Below are 23,275 nucleotides of genomic sequence, written 5' to 3' on the forward strand. Positions count from 1 at the left end.
TTCCGACTCAGACAGTGATTCCGATTCAGATAGCGACTCCGATTCGGATAGCGATGCCGACACGGATGCACCGGAACTTAGCGATGTAACAATCGACGGAAACAGTGATGATGGATATGAGATTTCCTTTACATCCGATGAAGAATTAGATGATATTAAACTAATTGATGAAGATGGAAATGAAGTTGATATCGAAGAAGTCATTTTTGATAAGGAAACAGGCAAATATACGCTGATAGTTGCAGGCAATGCAGTAGAAGCGGGTGATGTTCTAACATTAGTTGCTGCAGATGAAGCAGGCAATGTAAATGATGAGCATCAAGTAACGGTTCCTAAAGATAGCAGTTCCGGTGAAGATGAAAATGGTGGAAAAGATTCAGATGCCGCTACGCCAGGAAATGGTTCGGGTTCTGGATCTAACACATCACAAGGTCAATCAGGTCAAGGCTACGAGACAGAAAGTAGTAAAGGTCAACGAGAAGGCCAGAAGCTGCCAAGCACAGCAACATCCATGTGGACAATTGGACTAATTGGATTAGTGGCTGTAGCAGCTGGAATTGGAACAACAATGTTTTCAAGAAGAAAGAAAACAAGTGAATAAATAAACAACATTCATGCAAAAGCAAATATCGGCCGATATTTGCTTTTGCCTATATATTTTATCTCATATCTTGATAAGTTTTGATAAGGAAAGGAAAATATCATTGAGTAGAAAAAAGGTTTATTTCTTACATTCCAATATCGGACAACAACTTACTGGCGTTGAAAAATCAGCAATGAAACGTGGAAATATGTTTGTGAAATACTTAGAAGTGGAACCAGTATTTGTCACCGTAAATAAAAATACCAATATACATACAAATTGGGAACGTTATATTGCAAATGGTATTGTTGATAAGAACATTTCCATGATAAATTTATTCGAATATTTTCAGCGAAGTGAAGAAGGAAAAGAACTCCCTCCTTTTCAGATAAAAAGAGAGCAGGCTTATGGTTATGAAAATGAAACATCGAATGGAAAATTTCATGTTCGTATGTTTGATACTAATAATAACCTCGTGAAGTATATTATTTATAGATCAAACAACCAGTTAGATTATATTAACTATTTCGATAGCGGGAAGAAAATCGTCCGTGATCGATTTAATCGATTTGGTCAATTATCCCATACAGAATATTTACGTCAGGATAACACTGTTTACATGACGGAATATTTTGATGTATATGGTAAACGAGTTATAACAAAATATGAGGATGGTCCATATCTTATCAGTGATGAAAATTCTGTATTTAAAGCAGTTCTTCCTGATGAACAGGCTCTTATCCTTTATTTTTTGAAAAAAATAATCGATCAAGAAGAGCATGTTGTTATTATCGATCGAAACAAAAGATATAGTTCCCTTTTTATTGAAAATAAGCAGCTAAATGTGAAGACAATCTCTGTTTTCCATTCTACATTTTTCTCAAATACTACGTTTCGTTCTAAAGTAAATAAGAACTATAAAGAAGTTCTTAACAGTCCATATAGTTTTGATAATATCGTTGTATTAACGAACAATCAAAAAAGAGACATTGAGAAACAATATGGCATTCAAAATTTAACTGCTATTCCACATCCATGCCTGTTAGTCGACACATTATCCGAAAAAAAGCCTACGGTTAATAAATTAGTTTCTGTCAGTCGGTTAGCACCTGAAAAAAATATTGATCATTTGTTAGAAATTATTGCGATAGTAAAGAAGCATATTCCAGATGTGTTATTAGAAATATATGGAGGCGGGAAAGAACAGCAGCAATTAAAGAAATTAGCTCAAAGACTCGAATTGAAGGATAATGTGAAATTTAATGGCTATGTAGACAAAGTGGAGGATGTCTATGCTTCTAGCGAGCTGTTTCTATTTGCCGGCCAGGCAGAGGGTTTTACAATGAGTGTTTTAGAGAGTTTAGCATGTGGCTGTCCAGTCGGCAGTTACAATGTTCGCTACGGTGTTGATGAAATGATTCAAGAAGATGAAAATGGCTTTCTCATTACATTTGGTGACAAAGAGAAATTTGCTGAAAAGATTGTTGCTTATTTAAATAAATCTAATGATGAGAAAAATACTTACCGTCAAAAAGCAATACATTCCGCAACTGATTATACAGAAGATAAAGTAGCCAATAAGTGGAAAGAATTGCTGAATAACCTTATTTAGTTTGATAATTCTAATCTAAAAAGTATCAATGTTTAAATGATAAATCGAAGTATATGACAGGGAATTGTTATTAAGAGAGGAAACGTTACTACATGGATTCAAGCATTATATTATCTTTTAAAAATAAACTATTTAGGGATGGGATAAAACGTATTTTAGAATGTGAATCAGAATTTCGAGTTATTTCTGCAAGCGATCAAATAGAAGAGATAAAACAATATTTATATTTAAAAAATAACATTGTGTTAATGGAATTAATCAAACCAGAATTAAATAATCTAAATAAGATAAAGGAAATAACCAATAGATTTTCGATTGCAAAAGTTATTGTTCTTGCTGCCGAATTTGATAAATACCAAGTTGATTATGCACTTAAACATGGAGTACAGGGTTATTTATTAGGAGAGGTAAGTAAAGAATCTCTTATTGATTCCGTAAAAACAGTAAGTAGAGGCAACACTTATTTTGATCCCAAAATAGCTTACGATATTTTAAGAGATTATCGTAAGTTAGATAATGATAATAGAATTTTATCTGTAGAAAGAAACATGGAATATCGAAAACCACTACATCTTTTTACTGTAAGGGAATGTGAAGTTTTACAATTATTGGCGGAAGGGGCGAATAATCGTAAAATGGCAAATACTTTAGGTATTAGTGATAAGACAGTTAAAAACCACGTAAGCAGTATCCTGAGTAAAATGGGCGTCTCTGATCGAACACAAGCAGTACTTGTTGCAATAAAATCAGGATGGGTGGTTATTCATTAAATCTATTGGAATAGGTTTTTTACAATAATTATTGACTAATAGTTTTAGTCATATGAATTTCAAATAGAAGTTATTAGCTTAAAATAAATCTAGGTAAACTAGGGATATTAATGAATATCTATTTCCCGTATCATTATCTTTATCACTATTTTACTTCTCCTCAAAATATTCTTTAATCAATTTAATGAGTAAACCATTATTGGAGATATAATTACCGTGTTACAAGAGCAAATAAGTAAACTACTTATAATCTCGTAACAAGGCTAAAGATCTATGCTTCACAGGGTATAGTTTAAACTCAGCAATATAGGTTATAAAAGCATAGGAGGGCATAATGATTACCATAGATAAAGTATCATATCCATATTTCAAAGAACATCTTGAACACCTGAAGAAAAATATCATAGAGGATAGTGAATTTTTCCAACATATCAATAGTCAGCCTGCTTTAAATATCTTTTTATCAATTGGATTCGACGATAAACGCGCTACGGTATTAAATGCAAGTGGAAAAAGTTTTTCTCAAGTTTGGACAAATATAGAAAATCTGGGATATTCTTATTTAAAAAATTTAAAAGAGATGTTTATTTCCTTAAAAATTGACATTGTTACTAAAGTGACTCCTTTAACTATCACAGAATTTATCAATCGTATTACAAACACTAAAAAGAATTATTTTCGCCAAGGTATAAGCTTTAATAGAGACTTTAAACATGCCTTTTTAGAGCAAGAGCTAAATGGAAATGCAGTGATTCAAATTGATCCGGAGACAAAACGTGGTTTTATTCATGAAAGAAATTTGCAAAGCTATATTAGTAAGCATAGACCAAAGTTAAAACCAGTAAATTTTAAAGTGGTTGAAAAAGTATATATTTTTGAGACGCAAGGTTATTTTTATGAAAATGGAAAATATTATAAATTACATCATGGTATTCATGATAATGGACGAAGAAATACCCCTTTAAATGCAGAAGAAGTTAACATGTTAGTCAATGAGGGGCAGAAGTATTTAGCTAGTTTGAGTAAACCAAATGGTAAATTTGTCTATGGCTTTTTTTCTTATTTTGATAAGGAGATAAAACATTATAATAGTCTCCGTCATTGCAGCACCATTTATTCAATGATTGAGGCTTATGAGTTCCAGCCCACAGAAGAAGCTGCGGAAGCGATTGTAAAAGGGATACAGTATCTTATCAGGGAAAAAGTATATATTGATGAAGAAAAAAATATAGCTTATGTTATTGATGGCGAAAAGCCTGATAATAAGGAAATCAAACTCGGTGCAATTGCGACAGCTGTACTGGCTATGACAAAGTATACAGAGGTCTTTAACGATACACAGTATATTCCGCTTACACAAAAATTGGCACGTGGTATTATACAAATGCAACAGGAAAATGGTAAATTTGTTCATATACTAGATTATCCATCCCTTGCGTTAAAAGAAGAGTTTCGTATTGTTTATTATGATGGTGAAGCTTGTTTTGCGTTGATGCGCCTTTATAAAATCGATCGTGATGAACAGTGGTTACATACTGTTGAAAAAGCATTTGAATATTTTATTGAAAGCAATCATTGGAAACATCATGATCACTGGTTAAGCTATTGTACCAATGAAATAACACTTTATAAACCAGAACGTAAATATTACAAATTTGGTTTGCAGAATGTACAAAATAGACTGGATTATATTTATAAAAGAATTACAACTTATCCAACCTTCCTGGAGCTGATGATGGCAGCTTATCAAATGGTTAGTCGTATGAAAACAGACGGTTATAATGACTTAATTGATGAATTGGATTTTGATGAATCAAAATTAGAAGCAACGATCCATCGAAGGGCAGAATATCAGCGTAATGGTTTTTTCTATCCGGAATTAGCAATGTATTTTAAAAATCCGAAAAGAATCGTCGGCAGTTTCTTCATACGACACCATTCCTTCCGGACACGAATTGATGATGTGGAACATTATTTATCCGGATATTGTGCATACTATAATTTATTTTTGAAAGGGGACAAATCATAATAACAGTCTTTAGTTCAGGCAAAAGAAGATAATAGAGCAAGGAGTTAGCTGGCAAGATGAATTCGGCCAACCAACAATAGGCGGAAGAGCAAATTAAAACAGTAAAATCAATGCTTGAAAAATTTGAAGGTGCTGACCTAATTAACGGCTTAGTATAACTTAACAAGTACAGGGAGAATTTTTCAGGATGGAAATTTGTAAAGGAAGCTCTGCACACGTAGAGGGGATAGCGAAAGTTTGTACAGAAGGCTATTGGGCAACATACAGTGATATTTACTCAAAGAGTATATTGAGACAGTAATAAGGGACTTTTATAGTAGCCAAAGAATTTTAAACAAGGGTATTCCTTTCTATGAAGCAAAGGATTTCCAATTCCAATATGAACAAAAAGGGTACCACAATACGGAAAAGGATGATTACATTTCCTTGAGGTATAAACGACAAATATAAATCCTTTTATTCAGTTTTAGAAAGTTGTTGAAGCGACCTATTGCTCTCCTGAAATTTAAGAGATAAATTAGGCCTCTTTTTTTATCGAAAATGGTATGTTTGAGCTCTAAAGCATTTTCTTTCATAAGTGATATAGTATAAGTATAATACTTCTATGAGAGTTAGAATGCGCATTCACATCGGTATTCTCATTACTTTTATTTTTAAGGAAAAGTTTGACAAAGACAAACGTCTAGGCTATTATTCATACTAATAAATTTTATTTGATCCATTAAATGCATGCAAAAGGCAAAGAAGAGAAGAGTAAATGTATTCAAGCATAACAGAGAACTCCAGCAGCTGGAAATGGAGGATGTAATCATACATTGAATCAAGTCTCGGAGCCGCACATTGGAAGTTTTAGATGATGGATAGTGTGCCGGGTTCTCCCGTTATAGAGATAGAGTATAAACATCATTTAGGATTATGTTGTACTTGAAAAGGTTTCTATGGCGACATGGAAACAAAGTGGGGTGGCACCACGAACTTCTAAATTCAAGGAGTCTCGTCCTCAAAGTTAATAACTTTGGGGGTGAGATTCTTTTTTATTAGGAAATAATAAAAAATCTTGAATTTGGAGGGCTTAAAGTGAAGTTTATGAGATGGAAAGATCCATTATTACTTTTATCAGGCATTGGGATTTCAAATTTAGGGGCATGGGTTTATTTAATTGCGCTTAACTTAATTGTATTGGATATGAAGGCTTCTCCATTAGCGGTATCCGTAATTTATATATTAATACCTGTAGCAACATTATGCACAAATTTTTGGTCTGGCAGTTTTATTGATCGGTTAAATAAAAGAAATTTAATGATTTCATTAGATGTAATAAGAGCTATACTCATACTTGTGCTGCCATTTATGGATTCAATCACTCTGATTTACGTATTCGTTTTTATAATTAATATTGCTGGCTCCATTTTTACGCCAACTTCGATGGTTTATATGACGAAGTTAGTTCCTAAAGGAGACCGGCAAAGATTTAATGCACTTCGAAATTTTATTAATTCATGCGGATTTATATTGGGACCCTCCATTGCGGGTGTTTTGTTTATGTTTGGCTCTCCATATTTAGCAATTCAATTAAATGCAATTGCTTTATTTATATCAGCGGTCATTATCCTGTTTCTTCCTAACTTGGAATTACTAAATGAAAAAGTTATTTCAGAAAAAGTCAGTATGACAATCATTTTTAATGATTGGAAAAGAGTTGTCAGCTTCAGTAAACTAAATACGCATATCGCTTTGGTATATGTTCTTTTTAGTGGGGTTATTGTATTTATGAGTGCGCTGGATTCTTTAGAAGCTGCATTTGCTACCGAGGTTCTTTCGTTAACTGAAAGTACTTATGGCTTTCTTGTGAGTATAGCAGGAATGGGGATTATCGCCGGTTCTTTGATAAATGCGTTATTTACGAAGTATTTGAAACTAAATATTCTCATCGGATTTGGAGCTATTTCTTCTTCAGTTGGTTATTTAATATTTGCCTTTTCGAGTGATTTTTTGTTGGCTGCTATTGGATTTTTTCTATTAACATTTTCCTTGTCATTCGCAAATACAGGATTTTTAACCTTCTATCAAAATAACGTGCCGGTAGAGATGATGGGGAGATTCTCAAGCGTTTTTGGTTTGATAGAGGCTTTCTTCATTATCCTGGTTACAGCTACAATTGGGTTGTCAGCTGAACTATTCGAGATTCGGTCAACGTATATTGTAGGATCGATTGCGTTTTTATTCCTGGGAGTAATCATTAACATCATTGTACTGAATAAAACGAAAAGGAATTACTATCAACAAGAAGAAGCGGGTTAATGCCGGAAGAGAATATTCTAAGATGAACCTGGAAGATGATACAAACTCCTTTTTATTTAACCAAATCTCTTACTACAATTCTCCAGGGGATAGTAGGGCTGTAGTAAGAGAATTTGCTTATATAGAGGGTATAATTTTATAATATCAAACGATAGGCCTGCTGTTAAAAACAGTAAGGCTTTTTCATTACATAAAAAATTGCAAAGTAAAAAGTGGTTGACCCTGACAAGGTGTCAGGGATTATGATGCTCCCTTTATAGCCAGGAGGGAAAATAAAAAATTTTCTTAATACTATAAAGAAAGTAATATTAATTATTGCGGTTGGATTGAGTCACCTGTACGGAGTTTTGAGCCAGTTATTACGAAGAAAAGAGCCAACGTTTGAGGAATAAAGGAGTACTCAATCTTTTAAAAAATCAAAAAGTAAGTTTATTTTCTGTTCCTGAAAGCAATCTTTGTATATTTTTCCTGTGTTTAAAAATAACAATAAAAGCCATTAGGCATATAAATATATTAAAATATAAGGTATGTCCAAAAACAGGAATAAATGAAATAATCGCAATAAGCATAGTTGCAGAATGGTACTGTTTCAGACTCCATTTGCTATGCATTTATTAGAAGTGATTGGGAGAATAAAGAAATAACGCTGATAAAACTTAATGATTTCCCGTTTTAAATAGTAAAGGGCTAAGAAAGATATTCATAACAAAATACGAGAGGTGAAAGCCGTGAAATTAGGTCTGAACAGTGATGAAGTGAAATTAATGGACTATACACCTGCATGGAACGAAGAATTTATGAGAGTGAAAGAAGAACTGGCAGAAAAAACAGCCCTTGATGAAAATCGGATTCAGCATATTGGCAGTACAGCGATTAAAGGAATGGCCGCAAAACCAATCATTGATATATTGGTGGGCGTTAACGATCTAAGTAAGGTAGATAAATCCTTATTTAAAGGTTTTAGTAGAGCGGGCTTCTTAAGACTGAAAGCGGAGAGACCGGGAGAAATTGTATTAGCAAAGTTTACGGATGACACCTATGAAGTAAAAACGCATTTTATTCACTTGGTTGAGTATCAAAAGGAGCTATGGAATAATCTAATTTTCTTTAGGGATTATTTAAATTCAAATGAGGCTGCAAGAAAACAGTATTTAGAGATAAAGTTGGAGTATCTTAAGAATTCTTCTATAGGAGTCAATGAATATACTGATTTCAAAGAGGAATTTGTTAAAGATATTTTTAAAAAGAGAACAGATTAAATCTTAATAAAGATGCTTGGCAGTTATCCTATTATCACCTTAAATGTAAATAAAGAAAAAAATCCAACTATATTCGTAGTTGGATTTTTTTAATAGTCAAATCGACAAACGAATTAAACCCATGCGCCTTTTCTAAAAACAGGAACACGGCTGCCATCTTCTTTAATACCGTCAATATCCATTTGATTCGAACCGATCATAAAGTCAACATGAGTAGTCGAACGGTTAAGACCTGCTTCTTTTAGCTCTTCTTCTGTCATATCTGTTCCGCCGATTAAGCTGAACGCATATGCAGAACCCAGTGCTAAATGATTCGAAGCATTTTCATCAAATAATGTATTAAAGAAAGTTAATCCAGATTGAGAAATAGGGGAGGCATCAGGAACTAACGCAACCTCTCCTAAACGGGAAGCACCTTCATCCTGCTGGATTAATTTTTGAATAACCTCTTCGCCTTTTTCAGCGGTAACCTTGGTTACTTTCCCATTTTTAAAATGGAATTCCATCCCTTCAATGACAGAACCGGCATAGCTTAATGGCTTGGTTGAAACAACAACACCATCTACCCGGTTAGCATCCGGAGCAGTAAATACTTCTTCGGTCGGCATATTGGCGATAAAACGCTCGCCGCGAGAGTTAAAGCTTCCAGCTCCTTCCCAGCGATGATTTTTCGGCAGGCCGACAGTTAAATCCGTACCTGGAGCAGTGTAATGTAACGCTACAAATTGTTCTTTATTCAACGTTTCTGCTTTTGTTTCCAGGGTTTTATCTTTTTCTTCCCATGTCTGGATGGCATCGTCATCATATAAATGAACGGCTTTGAAAATAGCATCCCATAATGCATCTGTCTGTTCATCAGCTGAATTTAATTCAGGAAAGACTTTTGCTGCCCATGCCGGACTGGCAGCTGCTGCTACAATCCAGGAGAGTTTATTTGCCTGTGTTGCTTGAGCCATTGGCTTAAAGGCTTCACCGGCTGCTTTTTGAGTTGCAGCAATTTTTTCACCATCTAAGCCTTTTAAGGCATCAGGATCATTGGAAACAACATTGATACGGGTAGCACCTTGTTCAACGATGTAATTCATTTCCTCGATTCGGTAATCAGGAATATCTGTTAACGTTTCCGTTGATTGATGTTCAAAACCAAGTCTCGAAACTTTATCGTCTCCCCATTTAAGAATAACGCGTTTGGCACCTTTTTCATAAGCCGCTTTCGTTATTTTACGTGCTAATGGAGCCTGGTCGACATCGATGGATACAACAACAGTGTGTCCTTCCTGTACATTCACTCCGGCAGTTACGATTAATTCAGCGTATTTTTCCAGTAATTGATCAAAATTTTCTAAAGCCATACGTATTGAGCCTCCTTCTAGATTTGATATCCTTTTTCATAGTAGCATAATCAATTATGAATAACAAAGAAGGGGAGGGAAATATTGGTTGTGTGATAGATGCCAAAAGAAAGCCCTGCTTTTTATTCCATCGCTAAACTTATATTTCCAAATTGATTTCCGGATTGCATTCTCTCCATTGCCCGTTCGATTTCAATAAGCGGATAAACACTATCCACTACCGGTTTTATGCTGTAATGCGATATAAATTGTATCATTTGTTCGAATTCTACTGCACTTCCCATTGAGGTTCCGAGGATATTAAATTGTGGATAAAAGAGTGAGCGTAGAGAAAGTGTAATATTGTCACCGGAACTTGCCCCAAAATGAACCAAATTCCCATCCGGTTTTAATACATCAAAATATTTGGGAAAGAGTGCTGCCCCTATACTATCTAATATGACATCAAATTTATCTTCTCTCAGCTCAGTCTTCCAATCACTCTCTGTCGGGAGAAGCTGGTCTGCTCCGAGAGCTTTGGCTTTATGAAGCTTAGCTTTATCGCGTGAAGTAACACTTACCTTTGTACCAATTGCTTTGGCGAACAGTAAAGCATAGGTTGCTACGCCGCTTCCAATGCCAGGAATAAAAAGATGCTGCCCAGTTTTCAGCTGTCCTTTGGTAAACAGTGCCCGATAAGCAGTAAGAGCTGATAAAGATAATACGCCTGCTTCGGCCCATGAAAGATAAGCCGGTTTTTTTACGATATTTTTTGAAGAGATCACAATATATTCGGCAAAAGTGCCATTGGATGGGCTACCCAAGATATGCGGTGTTTCAGGTACATCTTTCAATGCATGCCAATCAAGGCTTGGGTTAATAAGGGCCTCATCATATAGATTAAAACCTGTAACATCTTTTCCGAGTTCTGTAATGATTCCCGCACCATCTGATCCCGGGATATAAGATGTTTCTTGGGAACGTTTCTGGTTCATCACAAATAAATCACGACGGTTTAACCCTGCAGATTTTAATTTGATTTTTACTTCTCCTGGTTCAGGTCTTTTATTCTCCGCTTCCTGATAAGATAATCCTTTTTGACTTTGATAAACGACTGCTTTCATAATTTCTCCTTTCTATTCCAATACGTTATGATAACTAAAGGAATAAAACCATTTTTATATTAAATCAAAAACAAATAAACTGCCTGTATACTTTGTTTATTGTATAGTGAACATAGAGACGGCGGAAATACAGATTGGTTATAAAAGTCATAATCAATTGTTATGAGGTGATGGAATGAATCAAATTTGGCTAGAAGCATATATCGCGATTGTTGAGGAAAAAAGCATTACCAGAGCGGCCAATCGTTTAAATATTTCTCAGCCTGCATTAAGCAAACAAGTAAGAAGCTTAGAAGCAGATGTAAATACAAAATTGCTTACAAGAAGCTCGAAGGGAATTGAACTGACCAAAGCAGGGCAGCATTTTTACCAGCAGGCACAATCCTTGCTGCAGGAAATGAACAGGACGAGAGAGAAGCTAATGAAAATGCAGCAAACTGATAAACTTACGATTGGCTGTTTGCCAAGTATTTCAACCTCTTTTCTCCCGGATGTTATTAATACGGATCATTCTGTTTTTATTCAGAATCATTCAGAAGCGCTTGTCCAGTCAGTAATCAACGAACAGATTGATGCGGCTTTTATCGATGCTTCTTTTTGGACAAAGGATCTGTTTATAACGGAATTATTTACGGAGAATTATTATGCTGTTATACCTGAGCAGGATATGCCAGTTAAATCACAGATGCTTGAATGGAAGGATATCAAGAAGTTTCCACTTATTCTGCATACCAGTCCCTGTGATTCCCGGAGTCGAATAATAGATTTTGCAAAGCAATATGGTGATACTCCTCAGATTGCAAGAGAGGTTCCGTTTGGTGACTTTCTGTATGGGTATGTATTAGCAGGGGAGGGGATTACCATTGTACCGGCATTACTGATTAAAAGTATCGAGTACCTGAATGTCCAGCTTATCCCGGTTAAAGATTTGGAGCGTACGATTGCTGTTTGTACCAAGACCGAAGCAAAAAGAAATAGACTTCTATCATTGCTTGATAAGAGCGTTTTTATCAAGCAATGATAGAAGCATTTGATAGTGTGATTTCTCATATCGATATTATCAGAAAGTTTCTGTCGTAATTGCGAGAAAACTCGCAACTGATAGTGCAATGAGATTCCATATTGGCAGTTTTGCAGTATAGAATGCTTCTTGCCCATCTGATCTATCCGATTTACTCACCTATTTATGCCAACCAAACCGGAAGCCGCCATATCCTTATCACCATGTCCTTGATCAAGTGCACGTTGAAATCTTTGTTGGCCGGCACGTGTAATATCCACCTGCAATGCTTGCTTTTCCGCAGCGGATACTACTAATCCAGCATCCTTTACGGCATTTGCAATTGAAAAGCTTGTTGTATAATCATCCGTCAATATGGATTGTGCTTTTTGCTGGAAATAAGCATTATCCATCGGTCCGCCGGTTACAACATCCACAACCAAATTCGGGTCAATGCCCAGTTCCTTTGCAAGGCTAAGGCTCTCGGCAACACCATGTGTCAAAGCGAAGACCCAGCTGTTTAGTGCTAATTTTAACCGGCTGCTTGCTCCCGGTTGTTCGGAAACCCACACGGTATGTTTTCCAATTGCTTCAAAGATTGGTTCAACTGCCTGTCTATGGGATATTGATCCAGAAGCAAGAATAATAAGCTGACCTTGTTCTGCCGGCTGTTTTGTCCCTTGTACAGGAGCATCAAAAAAGATTAGCTCGTATTGTTTAGCGAAGGCTGTTAATGCATCAATATCCAGCCCGACCGTACTCATCTGAATCCAAATGGTTCCTTCTGATAAGCATTCTTTTAAAGATTGCATGACTTCCAATATCACCGGACCATCTTTTAAAAGACTTATAATGACATCTGTATCCTGAACGGCTTCCAGCGGAGAATCACATACAGTAACTCCAACCGTTTGAAGCATTTTGGCTTTTGAACGTGTACGGTTCCAAACGCATACCTCAAAACCGCTTTTCTGCAGATTTTTAGCTACAGCTGTTCCAATAATTCCTGTACCAAGTACGGTTATTGTTTTTACTTCTGATTTCAAATTACTCATCTATATTCCTCCTAATTGGTGTATGAAACTTTATTATGATAAGAATTTCATTTTTTTGTGCTAAAAAAATACCCATTGTATCGATACAAAACAGATTGCTGTAAAGAAGGCTAAAATGTTTTTATATAAAATCAGCATTTTTTAGGATAGAACTGATTTTTATTTGCTATGCTGCTTTTTTATACTTTATTTTCTTTTTCACATTTACCAAAATAACCCCAAAAATAATCACAGCAGCACCAATAATGTGATAATAATGAAACGGCTCGCTTAGAATCAGTACTCCAGAAAGGATAGTGATCAGCGTAGCAACATTATTAAATACACTGACCTGGATTACCGGTAATTTGGAAACAGCATAAATAGACAATAAAGAAGTTCCAAATGTAGACAGGACACCCAAAAATAAGATAGATAATAAATATGGAATCTCTGTCAGGGAACCGATATATTCCTCGGCAGAACCGCCATTTATAAAGTAGACGGCATTAAAGAACAGAAAACCAATAAACATGATATATATCGTGATTTGAATTGGTGCGATAGATTTTGTTGCGCTTCTGGACATTACCTGCCAAATCGCCGTTGCCAGAATAGATACGATAATCAGCAGATTGCCAATCAGATGAAAATCATAGCCTCCCGAGCTGTTCATCAGCTGCAGGAAAACAACTCCTGCTATACTAAACACAATTCCTATTCCCTGTACTTTCCGGACTTGTTCCTTAAGAAATATACTCGCCAAAAGAACCGTTATAGCCGGGGCGATCGCCTGGATAATTCCAGCTTCCGTCACTGTTGTCTGATCTAGTCCAAGTATCTGACTGCTGAAAAATATAATCGGGTAAAATAATGAAATCACTGCCACGATTAAAACTTCCCTGCGACCCAAACGTAAATGGATTGGTTTTATTGCCAGAAATAAAAGGACACCTAAAAAGGCAAATGTAAAACGCTGAGCCAATATAAGTAGTTGCCCTTCATATGTCAAAGAAATTTTAACAAACATAAAGGACAACCCAATAATAATGGAAAAGGCAGCTGCTGCCAGTAATGCTCTATTTTTTCTCATGGCTTTCTCCTCCTTCTTTTTCAGAATAAAGGAGGCGTGTTTGATAGACGGAATTTCTTTTTACAAGTGTATCGATACAAATAAGGCAAAGGAAAACACAGCGAAAATACATTCATGGTAATCTAGTTATAGGGAAAGGAGGACGCTTATGAAGAAATATCAATTCATAGCCAATAGAATTCTAGACCACATCGAGCAGGGAGAATATAAAGAGCGCTTGCCGTCTGTACGGAAATTAATGGATACCTTTGAAGTAAGCCAAGTTACAGTAACTCAGGCATTACAATATTTAACCGATATGAACCGAATTTATGCAAAACCAAATGTAGGTTATTTTATTATTTCCAGAAAAACAGATTCAGTAGCATGTAAAGGAAAATATGATTTTTCCACTGCCTCTACCTCCTGGACAGATTTTCCATTGGACAGCTATTCGCAATGTCTGGAAGCTGCCGTTCAAAATGAAAAAACAGAATTATTTACTTATGGTAGAACGACTGGTAATGAAGAGCTGAAGCATTTATTTCAAAAGCTGCTGATGGAGGATCAGATTTTCACAAAAAAAGACCAGATTATGATTACAAGTGGTACCCAGCAAGCTTTGCATATTTTCGCTTTAATAATGATGACCCGAAAACAAGCCATTCTGATTGAGCAGCCGACCTATCATCAGATAATCAATCTGGTGGAACGCCTTCACCTGGATTACGTCACATGCTATCGGGATTTGGATAAGATTGATTTAAAAGAATTAGAGAAAACGATTAGAATGAAGCGCCCAGGCTATGTTTACTTAATGCCAAGGCTTCATAATCCGCTAGGGACAACAATGAGTGAGCAGGAAAAAAAGAAGCTCTTGGAATTCGCGGTAAAATATGATTTTTATATCATAGAGGATGATTATTTAGGTGACTTTGAAGGGAACAGCAGCTATAAAACACTTTATGAAATAGATAATGATCAGCGTGTTATTTATTTAAAAAGCTTTTCTAAAATTATGTTCCCGGGACAACGGCTGGGTATTGCTGTCGTGCCTGAGGAATTCATTGAGTCCTTTCAAAGCTTTAAAGAAATTATTGATATTCATACGAGTTCTTTAAGTCAGGTTATTATGCAGACATTCATGGAGAGCGGGTTATATGCCCATCATAAAGATAAAATAGTTTCTAAGCATCAGCATAAAGCAGAAATGCTGCGGCGTGCTTTGAGAACTTATTTTTCCGGATATGAATTTAATGATAACCATCAGATGCATACAGTAATCAGGCTGCCGAAACAGATTAATATGAACAAGCTCCATGAAGAGTTGACTAAACGTCATGTTTTAGTGGATGACTATAAAACAAATTATATAGCAGGCTATAAGCAGAACCATAAATTTTTAAAGCTGAATACCACCAGCATTCAGGAGGGAAAGATTGATGCGGGTGTTCAATTAATTTACGAAGCGATAGAGAGCAGCAAATATCTGTAAAGGAAGAGCCGTCTGTATCGATACAAGATCTTAATATTCCCGCCCAGACAAGAATCACTTCTATCATAATGAAGCGTAGCTAATGAGATAGGAGTGATTTTTTATGGATTCAGAAATGATTTTAAAATGGATGCAGGAGAGAAAGAGTGTCCGCAGCTTTACAGAACAGGAGGTGGACACCAGGCTGATATTCAAAATTATCGATCATGTAAGACTGGCGCCAAGCGGATTCAATGCGCAGCCATGGAGATTTGTAATAGTGAAAGATAAAAATATGATTCAAAAGCTCTACCAATATTCCGGTTATCAAAAGCAATTAAATACAGCTTCCTGCGTAATTGTATTATATAGTGATTTGCTGGATGTGCACGGGAAAGTGGAGGATGTCCTCCATCCGGAAATGAGCCCGGATAAGAAGAGAAGCGACAAGAAAGCTCTCTTAGAAACACTGGAGGTGGCTCCTGATGTACTGCAATCACAAGGATATATTGCGCTTGGCTATCTGCTGCTGGCACTCACCGCTTATAGTATATCCAGCGTGCCAATGCTTGGTTTTGATTTGGAAAAGGTAAAAGCAATGCTGAAGATAAAGGGGAGTATTTTATCCGTGGTGGCGGCAGGGTATGGAGTTGATGAGGGGCATGCTCATCACCGGCTTGCTTTAGATGAGATTGCTCGTTTGTATGAAAGGGAAGAGAGGAGCTTATTGTAGTATTAACGGGGGCTCTGTTAAGGTTTAATATGATTATTAATATAATACGAATTAGAACCTCCAATTATCTAGAGGTTCTAATTCGTATTACATTTTTTCAGTTTAAAGCACAATTTAGCTCAATTAAACAATTCTCTTAACCGTTCATCCGTAAAATCATCAATAATAAAGTCCACAACACCGGTTTGTTCCAGCTCTGCATGATTATTATTGGTAGACATCGCAATAATCCGTTTTGCTTTGGCATTAGCCGCACCCTGCAGCCCGATGGGTGAATCTTCGAAAATGGTCATCTTTTTGGGAACAGTATTAATATTTAATGCTGCCTGAATATATTGGTCTGGTGCTGGTTTACTGGGTAGCTTCCCATTATCATATACAACTTTGTCTAAGTCGAACCAACGATTCAATTGGAAAAACTCAAAATAAAAGTCCACGTTGACTTTTGTCGAAGCAGTTGCAATATTTATAGGTGTGCCATTTTCCTTCAGCAAGTTGAAAAAATCAACCGTGCCTGGGATTAATTCGTTATGCTTCTTTTCTATTACAATCTCTCGATAGATTGCTTCTTTACGATTGGATAAATCTTCTCCTTCTTTTTTGGTTAAGGAACGTTCTAATAACCGCTCCATCGTCAGATGATTGGAGCGTCCGTGAATTTTGGAAAATTCCTCATCAGAAAGTGCATAGCCTAATAGTTCCTGGATAAATTTCTGCCAAGCTTGTTCATGAAGCGCTGTATCTCTGTATAAAGTGCCGTTAAAATCAAAAATAACCGAGTCCATATACCCCTCTCCCTCTAGATAATATCAGTTATTACAAATATCATTTCATAGTTAGCAAGGCTATGTCCAGTCTAATTTGCTTTACATGTCGTTATTAGTTGGACAAAGGTATCCACAAAGAGTTGGAGAAATTGTACCGTTTCATTGTTATTGATTTTCCCGTCGTCATCTAATAGTGCTGCAACATTTGTCAAAAAAGCTTCCGGCTGCCGCACTACAGGTATATTTAAACACATAATGGATTGCCTTCATCATCACCAAAAGACTGACAGATTAGTCAGCTAAAGCTCCTTACTCGTTTGATCTATCCAGTTTATTCACCATTTTTCCTAGCCTCTAAAGCAGTTTTCAAAACATTATTTTAAAAAAGGGCTTTTCATATATATCTAATTAGATTATAATCTAATTAGCTTGGGAGGGATTATAATGCAATTAGATCGAATCGTAAACTTTCACAAAACAATTGGAGACAAAACTCGAATCCGCATTATTAGCTTATTAAAAGAAGGGCCTCTTCATGGTCAAGCAATTGCGGGAAAGCTAGGATTAAAGCCGCCAACAATTTCGCATCATTTAACAAAATTAAAACAGATTGATATTGTTTATCAACGGCGGGATAAGAACACAATTTATTTTTATTTAAACAAAGATAAGCTTGAACGAATGGCACTAGAGATTACTCGGATAGGAGATAATGAAATGTTCGAAAAATTTGATATAACAGAGGGAGAAAAAGCGAAGGTCATTCGAAACTTCATTGATGGTAATGGAAAATTAAAGGCGTTGCCTGCACAAAGAAAGAAGAAGCTGATTCTCTTAGAATATATGTTACGTGGCCTGGAACATGGAAAAACGTATAAAGAAAAAGAAATAAATGAGCATATACAGCAATATCATCAGGATTTCGCTACAATTAGACGTGAATTTGTAATGGCTCATTTTATGTATCGCCAAGATGGTATTTATGAACTTAATCCGGTTGAAATGTGGCCTGTATAATCAGGTCATATTTTTCGAATATCTAATTAGATGAGTGTCTATTTTGTTAGGGGGGGATAGTTTGTATAATTTTCAAATATTGAAAAAGGAACCAAAATATCAAATTATATTTTGGAGTTCCGTATTAAATGGTATTGGGGGACGGTTCGCTCAAGTTGGTTCCTTTGCGCTGCTTTATCTATTAACGGAGTCCGGAGCTGCTTTAGGGTTACTGATGGCTTTGCTTGTTTTGCCAACAATTATATTCGCCCCCATTAGTGGATACCTGGCCGACCGTTTTTATAAGGCGAAGCTGTTGTTTTGGACAGACCTTTTAAGAGCTCCGTTCGCATTACTTCCAATCTGGGCAACGATGACAGAAGAACTGGGCTTGTTGTATCTTAGTACATTTATTATTGCAAGCGGGCAGGCAATATATAATCCGGTTCGATTTTCGATTATTCCCGATATCGTCGAAAAAAGAAATTTAGTTTCTGTGAATGGTTTGGAACAAAATATTGTAGGGATAACACTTGTTTTTGGCTCACTGCTTGGAGGTATAATCGCTTTTATATCCAATATGCATGTTTTATTTATCTTCCATGCGGCATTTCTTATGTTAGCAGCAATTTTAATATGGCGTTTGACAAAAAGTAATACGGCTAAGAGCTCAAAAATGGAAGTGGCAGAATCTTCGTTAAAAAAAAGCAGGTTTCTTATTGTAAGAGTTGCTTTATTACGGGTATTTTTAATGGTTATGCTGCTTATGCCGCTTGCAAATGGTGTGGATAATGTCATATTTAATTTAATTGCATTGGAGGTTTTTGATAAAGGAGATTTAGGCGTTGGTTTAATCTATTCAGCTCTGGGTATAGGTTTTGTCTTAAGTTCAACCATAGTTAAATGGATACGCAGAAAATATATTGCGATAGGTGTTGTGATGATTTTACTGGAAGGGGCAGGTCACATATTACTTAGTCAATCATTCTTTTTTATACAAGCTTTAGCGCTTGCCATTTTAATAACTTTTGTAGGCGGGATAAGCAATATTTGCTTTGATACTGTTTTGATGAAGATATTGCCTGCTTCTAAACGGGGATTTTTATTCGGTACTTTATCCATGTTTCAGAATAGTTCCATGGGCATTGCCATGATCGGCGCAGGGTTTTTAACGGAGTGGCTGCCTCCCCTGCAAACTTCTTTTCTCGTTGGCGTGACGTATATTGCATTTGCGTTAGCCTTCATGCTGGTGTTTAGAAGTGTAAACTTTCGTACTTCCATACGAAAATTAAAAAGATTAGATATCAAATAATGGAATCACTTTTAACAAGCCTGTCTTTGCTGGTAAAATAGGTAAAAGTAATCTTTTCATTTATTCTAAATTAGATTAAGGTGATTTCGTTGAGCAGAGAAGCGGTTTTAAATTATGCGAAAAGAAAATACGATATAGATCCAGATTATCCATGGGCTAAATTCCCAAAATACGCTGTGCTTCGGCACAAGAAAAATAATAAATGGTTTGGATTGCTGATGGATGTTGATAAAGAGAAGTTGAATATAGAAGGAGAAGAGGCTGTTGAAGTTTTAAATGTCAAATGCGACCCTGGATTAGCATCTATACTAAGAGAAGATAGCGGAATCTTACCAGCTTATCATATGAATAAAGAGCATTGGATAAGTATTGTATTAGACGGTACTCTTTCAAAGGATGAAATCTTTCAGCTTTTGGATACGAGCTATCATTTAACAAAATAGTAAAATATTTTGATGCAGCAGACAATCAATGTTTGCTGCATTTTTAAATAACAGAAATGAAATGAAAGAAACGTATGTTCTTTTTCTTGTAGAGGTGTTATGATAATAGAATGTAATTTACAAATAAAGGAGAAAAAGAGCATGACAGGGAAAACACATATCATGGCCGGCATCACTGTAACGACAGCTATTGTGGCAATAACGGATGCCTACCAGCCCGAATGGTTCATTGCAGCAGGAGCTGCCGGTGGATTACTTCCGGATATTTGCCATAGCGGCAGCAAAATCGGGCGGAGGTTTCCGGCGATTTCGAAAATTATCAATACAATCTTTGGACATCGGACGTTTACACACAGTTTATTATTTCTAGCTTTAGTGGCACTTATTTTATCGGAAGTAGTCAGTAACACCTCCATTACCGTGGGCCTCTTGATTGGTATGGCCACACATTTATTATTAGATGCCAGTACCAAACAGGGAATTAAGCTATTATATCCTGCTAGGATAACGGTTCGTTTTCCAATTACTGCGAGAACCGGCGGAAAGGCAGAAAATATTATCTTATTGCTGCTGACTGTGGTTACGCTCTACTATGCGAACCGTATGATCGGGATTTTTTAGAAGTAGATTCTTGCTAAGAACCATGGCAAAGAGGAGGGGAACATGGAAATTCAAATTACTAAAATAAAGAAAGAGAAAGCTTGGATGCTAAGACATGAGGTGATGTGGCCAAATGAGGATTTTGATTACATAAAATTAAAAGATGATGATGCAGGTATTCATTTTGGCCTTTTTAAAGAAAATATGCTGATTTCTGTTGTTTCACTGTTTGTAGATAAAGACGAAGCTCAATTTAGAAAATTTGCGACGCTGAAATCAGAACAAGGAAAAGGATATGGAAGTAGATTGCTAGAGGCAGTATTGGAGGAAGCAAAAACATACGATATAAAGAGAATTTGGTGTAATGCCAGAAAAAACAAGGAGAGTTTTTATCAAAGGTTTGGTCTTGTCCGGACATGCTCAAGCTTTGTGAAAAATGGCGAGTCCTACGTTATTATGGAGAAATATGTATAGTTCCCAAATCAGTTAAAGAAGCCGTCTGTACTGAACAGGTGGCTTCTTTAACTGAATACAATAATCAAAATAAAATAGAAGTTAACGATACATACAATAAAGGCATTCTATCTTTATACAGAAAACTATTCCTAGTGCATACTTTTCATTTCTTGGTTAAAAATAGAGACTATTACCATTGTTAGGAGATGAATCTGTATGAAAGAAAAGAAAGATCTAAACAAAAAGGAAAAACAGCTGGAATCCCATATAAGAGAGACACGTAATCAAGAGATGATTTCCAATGAAGGAAAAAAGATAGCGGATGATGAAAATTCATTGACCGCCGGCGACCGCGGACCGACTTTGCTTGAAGATTTTCTTGCCAGAGAAAAGATAGCACATTTTGATAGGGAAAGGATTCCAGAAAGGGTTGTTCATGCACGGGGGACGGGCGCTTATGGTGAATTTGAACTGTATGAATCTATGAGTGATGTATCGATGGCTGATTTCCTGCAGGATCCTTCTAAAAAAACACCGTTATTTGTGCGGTTTTCACAAGTAATTGGTTCACGGGGCTGTAATGAAACCGTTCGGGATGTGCGCGGATTTTCTATTAAATTCTATACAGATGACGGAAATTTTGATATAGTTGCTATCAATTTTCCTATCTTTTTCATTCAAGATGCAATTAAATTCCCTGATTTGATTCATTCTGTTAAACCGGAGCCAGATAACGAATATCCGCAAGGCCAAACGGCGCATGACACGTTTTGGGATTTTATGGGAAGCAACCCGGAGACAACCCATATGGCTATGTGGATTATGTCTGATCGTGCAATTCCTAAGAATTTCCGTACTATGGAAGGATTCGGTGTCCATACATTTCGTCTAGTTAACAAAGAAGGGGTCGCTCATTTTGTGAAGTTTCATATCAAGCCAATGCTGGGGGTTCATCCATTAATTTGGGACGAGGCACAAAAGCTGGGTGAGGATGCTGATTTTCACCGCAGAGATCTTTGGACAAATATCAAAATGGGAAATCATCCAGAATACGAGCTTGCGATACAGATTATTCCGGAAGATCAGGAATTTATGTTTGATTTTGATATTTTAGACCCGACGAAGTTCTGGCCAGAAGAGGAAGTTCCGCTTCAGAAGATAGGGAAAATAACGTTAAATAAAACGGTTGATAATGCCTTTTCGGAAACAGAGCAGAGTGCATTTCATCCAGGGAATATTGTCCGGGGAATTGATTACTCTAATGATCCGCTACTGCAAGGACGTTTATTCTCGTACACGGATACGCAACAGGCACGGGTTGGAGCGAATTACCAGCAGCTTCCGATCAATAAGCCGGTGTGTCCTGTTTTTAACAATCAGCGGGATGGTGCTTCACGTTATGTGATTGACCGCGGGAAAGTTTCTTATCACAAAAACATATTGGCAGATAATACACCAGCTGAAGTACCGCCGGAAAAGGGAGGTTTTGTAACCTATCCTTCGACGGTAGAAGGATTGAAGCTGCGTAAAACAGCAGATTTCTTCAAGGATCACTACTCACAGGCGAGGCTTTTCTGGAACAGCATGACGCCGGTGGAGCGGGAGCATATTATCGGTGCTTACAGCTTTGAACTTGGAAGATGTCTTCATGTACCTGTACGTCAGCAGATGGTTGACCGCTTGGCGAGGGTCAGTAAAGAACTCGCCGAAAAGGTTGCGATAAAAGTCGGGGTTACTGTACCGGATGTAGAAGAATCCAAGGTTACGAAATCATCACCAGCTGTAAGCTTGATGAATACGAAATTCGTGGCGAAAACGCTAAAAGTAGCTGTGTTTCTGGCGGAAGGCTTTCCTGGAAAGGAAGTGGACGCACTTTTGAAGCAGTGGAGAAAAGAAGGAATACATGTAGTGACTGTAAGCAACAACCTGGGTGAAGTAAAGAGCAGTGAAGGAATGACGTATGATGTCGACCAAAACTTCCTGACAGGGTCACCTTTAAGCTATGAGGGTGCCTACCTGGTTGGTGGAACTGGAGTGGATGACTATTTCCATCATCAGGCCCGTACCTTTATTATGAATATGTACAATCACTTCAAGCCAATAGGTGCGAGGGAAGAGAGTGCTCACTTATTGAAGGAAATGGGAATTGAAGGGATGCCGGGCGTTGTGATGGATACAGATTCTCAGTTTGGCCAGAAATTTATTGATGCAATGGCGAAGCAGCGCTTTTGGGAGCGCCCAAGTTTTCTTTATAATGTGAATGGGATTAAAGGGAAATAAGTACATCTTTCCTTTCTATCTTTATAAATGTTGAAGATGAGATAAAAAATCAATATCTTCTGTCTGAATAAGGGGGCCTGTTAATTAAAGCGAAGTTTA

General features: G+C 36.6%; 22 protein-coding genes and 1 other annotated feature. Of the genes, 15 read left to right on the forward strand and 7 right to left on the reverse strand.

Features of this window, described 5'->3' with window-relative positions:
* The 5 genes from OSO01_RS23955 to OSO01_RS18930 form a co-directional block, all read left to right on the forward strand.
* On the forward strand, positions 1-601 hold a 601-nt coding region (locus OSO01_RS23955; protein WP_147212050.1), incomplete at its 5' end, for an LPXTG cell wall anchor domain-containing protein.
* A 103-nt stretch (positions 602-704) separates the two neighbouring features.
* Positions 705-2,195 carry a glycosyltransferase gene (locus tag OSO01_RS18910; RefSeq protein WP_186813708.1) on the forward strand — a complete coding sequence of 497 codons (1,491 nt, stop codon included), beginning with the start codon at positions 705-707 and terminating at the stop codon, positions 2,193-2,195.
* Positions 2,196-2,287: 92 nt separating this feature from the next.
* The gene (locus OSO01_RS18915) at positions 2,288-2,965 is read left to right on the forward strand and encodes a LuxR C-terminal-related transcriptional regulator (RefSeq protein ID WP_147212052.1); all 678 of its coding nucleotides are present in this window, start codon (positions 2,288-2,290) and stop codon (positions 2,963-2,965) included.
* A gap of 334 nt (positions 2,966-3,299) precedes the next feature.
* The gene (locus OSO01_RS18920; protein WP_147212053.1) at positions 3,300-4,994 is read left to right on the forward strand and encodes a hypothetical protein; all 1,695 of its coding nucleotides are present in this window, start codon (positions 3,300-3,302) and stop codon (positions 4,992-4,994) included.
* Between the two features lie 732 nt (positions 4,995-5,726).
* Positions 5,727-5,999: a binding site (T-box leader), on the forward strand.
* Between the two features lie 81 nt (positions 6,000-6,080).
* Positions 6,081-7,295: an MFS transporter gene (locus OSO01_RS18930; protein WP_147212126.1), complete on the forward strand. Its 1,215-nt coding sequence runs from the start codon at positions 6,081-6,083 to the stop codon at positions 7,293-7,295.
* Between the two features lie 416 nt (positions 7,296-7,711).
* Here the strand turns inward: OSO01_RS18930 and OSO01_RS24185 are convergent, their stop codons facing one another.
* On the reverse strand, positions 7,712-7,906 hold the full coding sequence (locus OSO01_RS24185; protein WP_503826207.1) for a glycerol-3-phosphate acyltransferase: 195 nt from the start codon (positions 7,904-7,906) through the stop codon (positions 7,712-7,714).
* A gap of 117 nt (positions 7,907-8,023) precedes the next feature.
* On the opposite strand from OSO01_RS24185, the gene OSO01_RS18945 reads away from it, so the two are divergent.
* Complete coding sequence (locus OSO01_RS18945) at positions 8,024-8,554, forward strand: GrpB family protein (RefSeq protein WP_147212054.1); 531 nt, start codon at positions 8,024-8,026, stop codon at positions 8,552-8,554.
* Positions 8,555-8,667: 113 nt separating this feature from the next.
* On the opposite strand, the gene OSO01_RS18950 is transcribed toward OSO01_RS18945, so the two are convergent.
* Together OSO01_RS18950 and OSO01_RS18955 are read right to left on the reverse strand one after the other, a co-directional pair.
* Entirely contained in the window at positions 8,668-9,906 is a 1,239-nt protein-coding gene (locus OSO01_RS18950; RefSeq protein WP_147212055.1) for an aminopeptidase, read from the reverse strand.
* Between the two features lie 122 nt (positions 9,907-10,028).
* The gene (locus OSO01_RS18955; protein WP_147212056.1) at positions 10,029-11,009 is read right to left on the reverse strand and encodes a zinc-binding dehydrogenase; all 981 of its coding nucleotides are present in this window, start codon (positions 11,007-11,009) and stop codon (positions 10,029-10,031) included.
* A gap of 175 nt (positions 11,010-11,184) precedes the next feature.
* Between OSO01_RS18955 and OSO01_RS18960 the strand changes: the two genes are divergently transcribed.
* Positions 11,185-12,030 (forward strand): LysR family transcriptional regulator, encoded by an 846-nt coding sequence (locus OSO01_RS18960; protein ID WP_147212057.1) that lies wholly within the window; start codon positions 11,185-11,187, stop codon positions 12,028-12,030.
* A gap of 155 nt (positions 12,031-12,185) precedes the next feature.
* Here the strand turns inward: OSO01_RS18960 and OSO01_RS18965 are convergent, their stop codons facing one another.
* Both OSO01_RS18965 and OSO01_RS18970 read right to left on the reverse strand, forming a co-directional pair.
* Complete coding sequence (locus OSO01_RS18965; protein WP_147212058.1) at positions 12,186-13,064, reverse strand: NAD(P)-dependent oxidoreductase; 879 nt, start codon at positions 13,062-13,064, stop codon at positions 12,186-12,188.
* 166 nt (positions 13,065-13,230) lie between these two features.
* A complete protein-coding gene (locus OSO01_RS18970) occupies positions 13,231-14,136 on the reverse strand; it encodes a DMT family transporter (protein WP_147212059.1) in 906 nt (301 codons plus the stop codon).
* A 148-nt stretch (positions 14,137-14,284) separates the two neighbouring features.
* Between OSO01_RS18970 and OSO01_RS18975 the strand changes: the two genes are divergently transcribed.
* Together OSO01_RS18975 and OSO01_RS18980 are read left to right on the forward strand one after the other, a co-directional pair.
* Positions 14,285-15,610, forward strand: a complete 1,326-nt coding sequence (locus tag OSO01_RS18975) for an aminotransferase-like domain-containing protein (protein WP_147212060.1) — start codon at positions 14,285-14,287, stop codon at positions 15,608-15,610.
* Positions 15,611-15,713: 103 nt separating this feature from the next.
* Positions 15,714-16,322: a nitroreductase family protein gene (locus OSO01_RS18980; RefSeq protein WP_147212061.1), complete on the forward strand. Its 609-nt coding sequence runs from the start codon at positions 15,714-15,716 to the stop codon at positions 16,320-16,322.
* Between the two features lie 119 nt (positions 16,323-16,441).
* Here the strand turns inward: OSO01_RS18980 and OSO01_RS18985 are convergent, their stop codons facing one another.
* Both OSO01_RS18985 and OSO01_RS23455 read right to left on the reverse strand, forming a co-directional pair.
* Positions 16,442-17,107 carry an HAD family hydrolase gene (locus tag OSO01_RS18985; RefSeq protein ID WP_147212062.1) on the reverse strand — a complete coding sequence of 222 codons (666 nt, stop codon included), beginning with the start codon at positions 17,105-17,107 and terminating at the stop codon, positions 16,442-16,444.
* Positions 17,108-17,178: 71 nt separating this feature from the next.
* A complete protein-coding gene (locus OSO01_RS23455; RefSeq protein WP_156985282.1) occupies positions 17,179-17,343 on the reverse strand; it encodes a hypothetical protein in 165 nt (54 codons plus the stop codon).
* A gap of 190 nt (positions 17,344-17,533) precedes the next feature.
* Here OSO01_RS23455 and OSO01_RS18990 point away from each other — a divergent pair, with 190 nt between their 5' ends.
* The 6 genes from OSO01_RS18990 (at position 17,534) to OSO01_RS19015 (ending at position 23,176) form a co-directional block, all read left to right on the forward strand.
* Entirely contained in the window at positions 17,534-18,106 is a 573-nt protein-coding gene (locus OSO01_RS18990; RefSeq protein ID WP_147212063.1) for a DUF2087 domain-containing protein, read from the forward strand.
* Between the two features lie 61 nt (positions 18,107-18,167).
* Complete coding sequence (locus OSO01_RS18995; protein WP_186813709.1) at positions 18,168-19,397, forward strand: MFS transporter; 1,230 nt, start codon at positions 18,168-18,170, stop codon at positions 19,395-19,397.
* An 80-nt stretch (positions 19,398-19,477) separates the two neighbouring features.
* Positions 19,478-19,840 (forward strand): MmcQ/YjbR family DNA-binding protein, encoded by a 363-nt coding sequence (locus OSO01_RS19000; RefSeq protein ID WP_147212065.1) that lies wholly within the window; start codon positions 19,478-19,480, stop codon positions 19,838-19,840.
* A gap of 141 nt (positions 19,841-19,981) precedes the next feature.
* Positions 19,982-20,461, forward strand: coding sequence for a metal-dependent hydrolase (locus tag OSO01_RS19005; protein ID WP_147212066.1), 480 nt, complete (start codon positions 19,982-19,984; stop codon positions 20,459-20,461).
* A 48-nt stretch (positions 20,462-20,509) separates the two neighbouring features.
* Entirely contained in the window at positions 20,510-20,914 is a 405-nt protein-coding gene (locus OSO01_RS19010; RefSeq protein WP_147212127.1) for a GNAT family N-acetyltransferase, read from the forward strand.
* 198 nt (positions 20,915-21,112) lie between these two features.
* The gene (locus OSO01_RS19015; RefSeq protein ID WP_147212067.1) at positions 21,113-23,176 is read left to right on the forward strand and encodes a catalase; all 2,064 of its coding nucleotides are present in this window, start codon (positions 21,113-21,115) and stop codon (positions 23,174-23,176) included.
* Positions 23,177-23,275: the final 99 nt, after the last annotated feature.

Source organism: Oceanobacillus sojae (assembly GCF_007991515.1).
Classification (GTDB): Bacteria; Bacillota; Bacilli; order Bacillales; family Amphibacillaceae; genus Oceanobacillus; species Oceanobacillus sojae.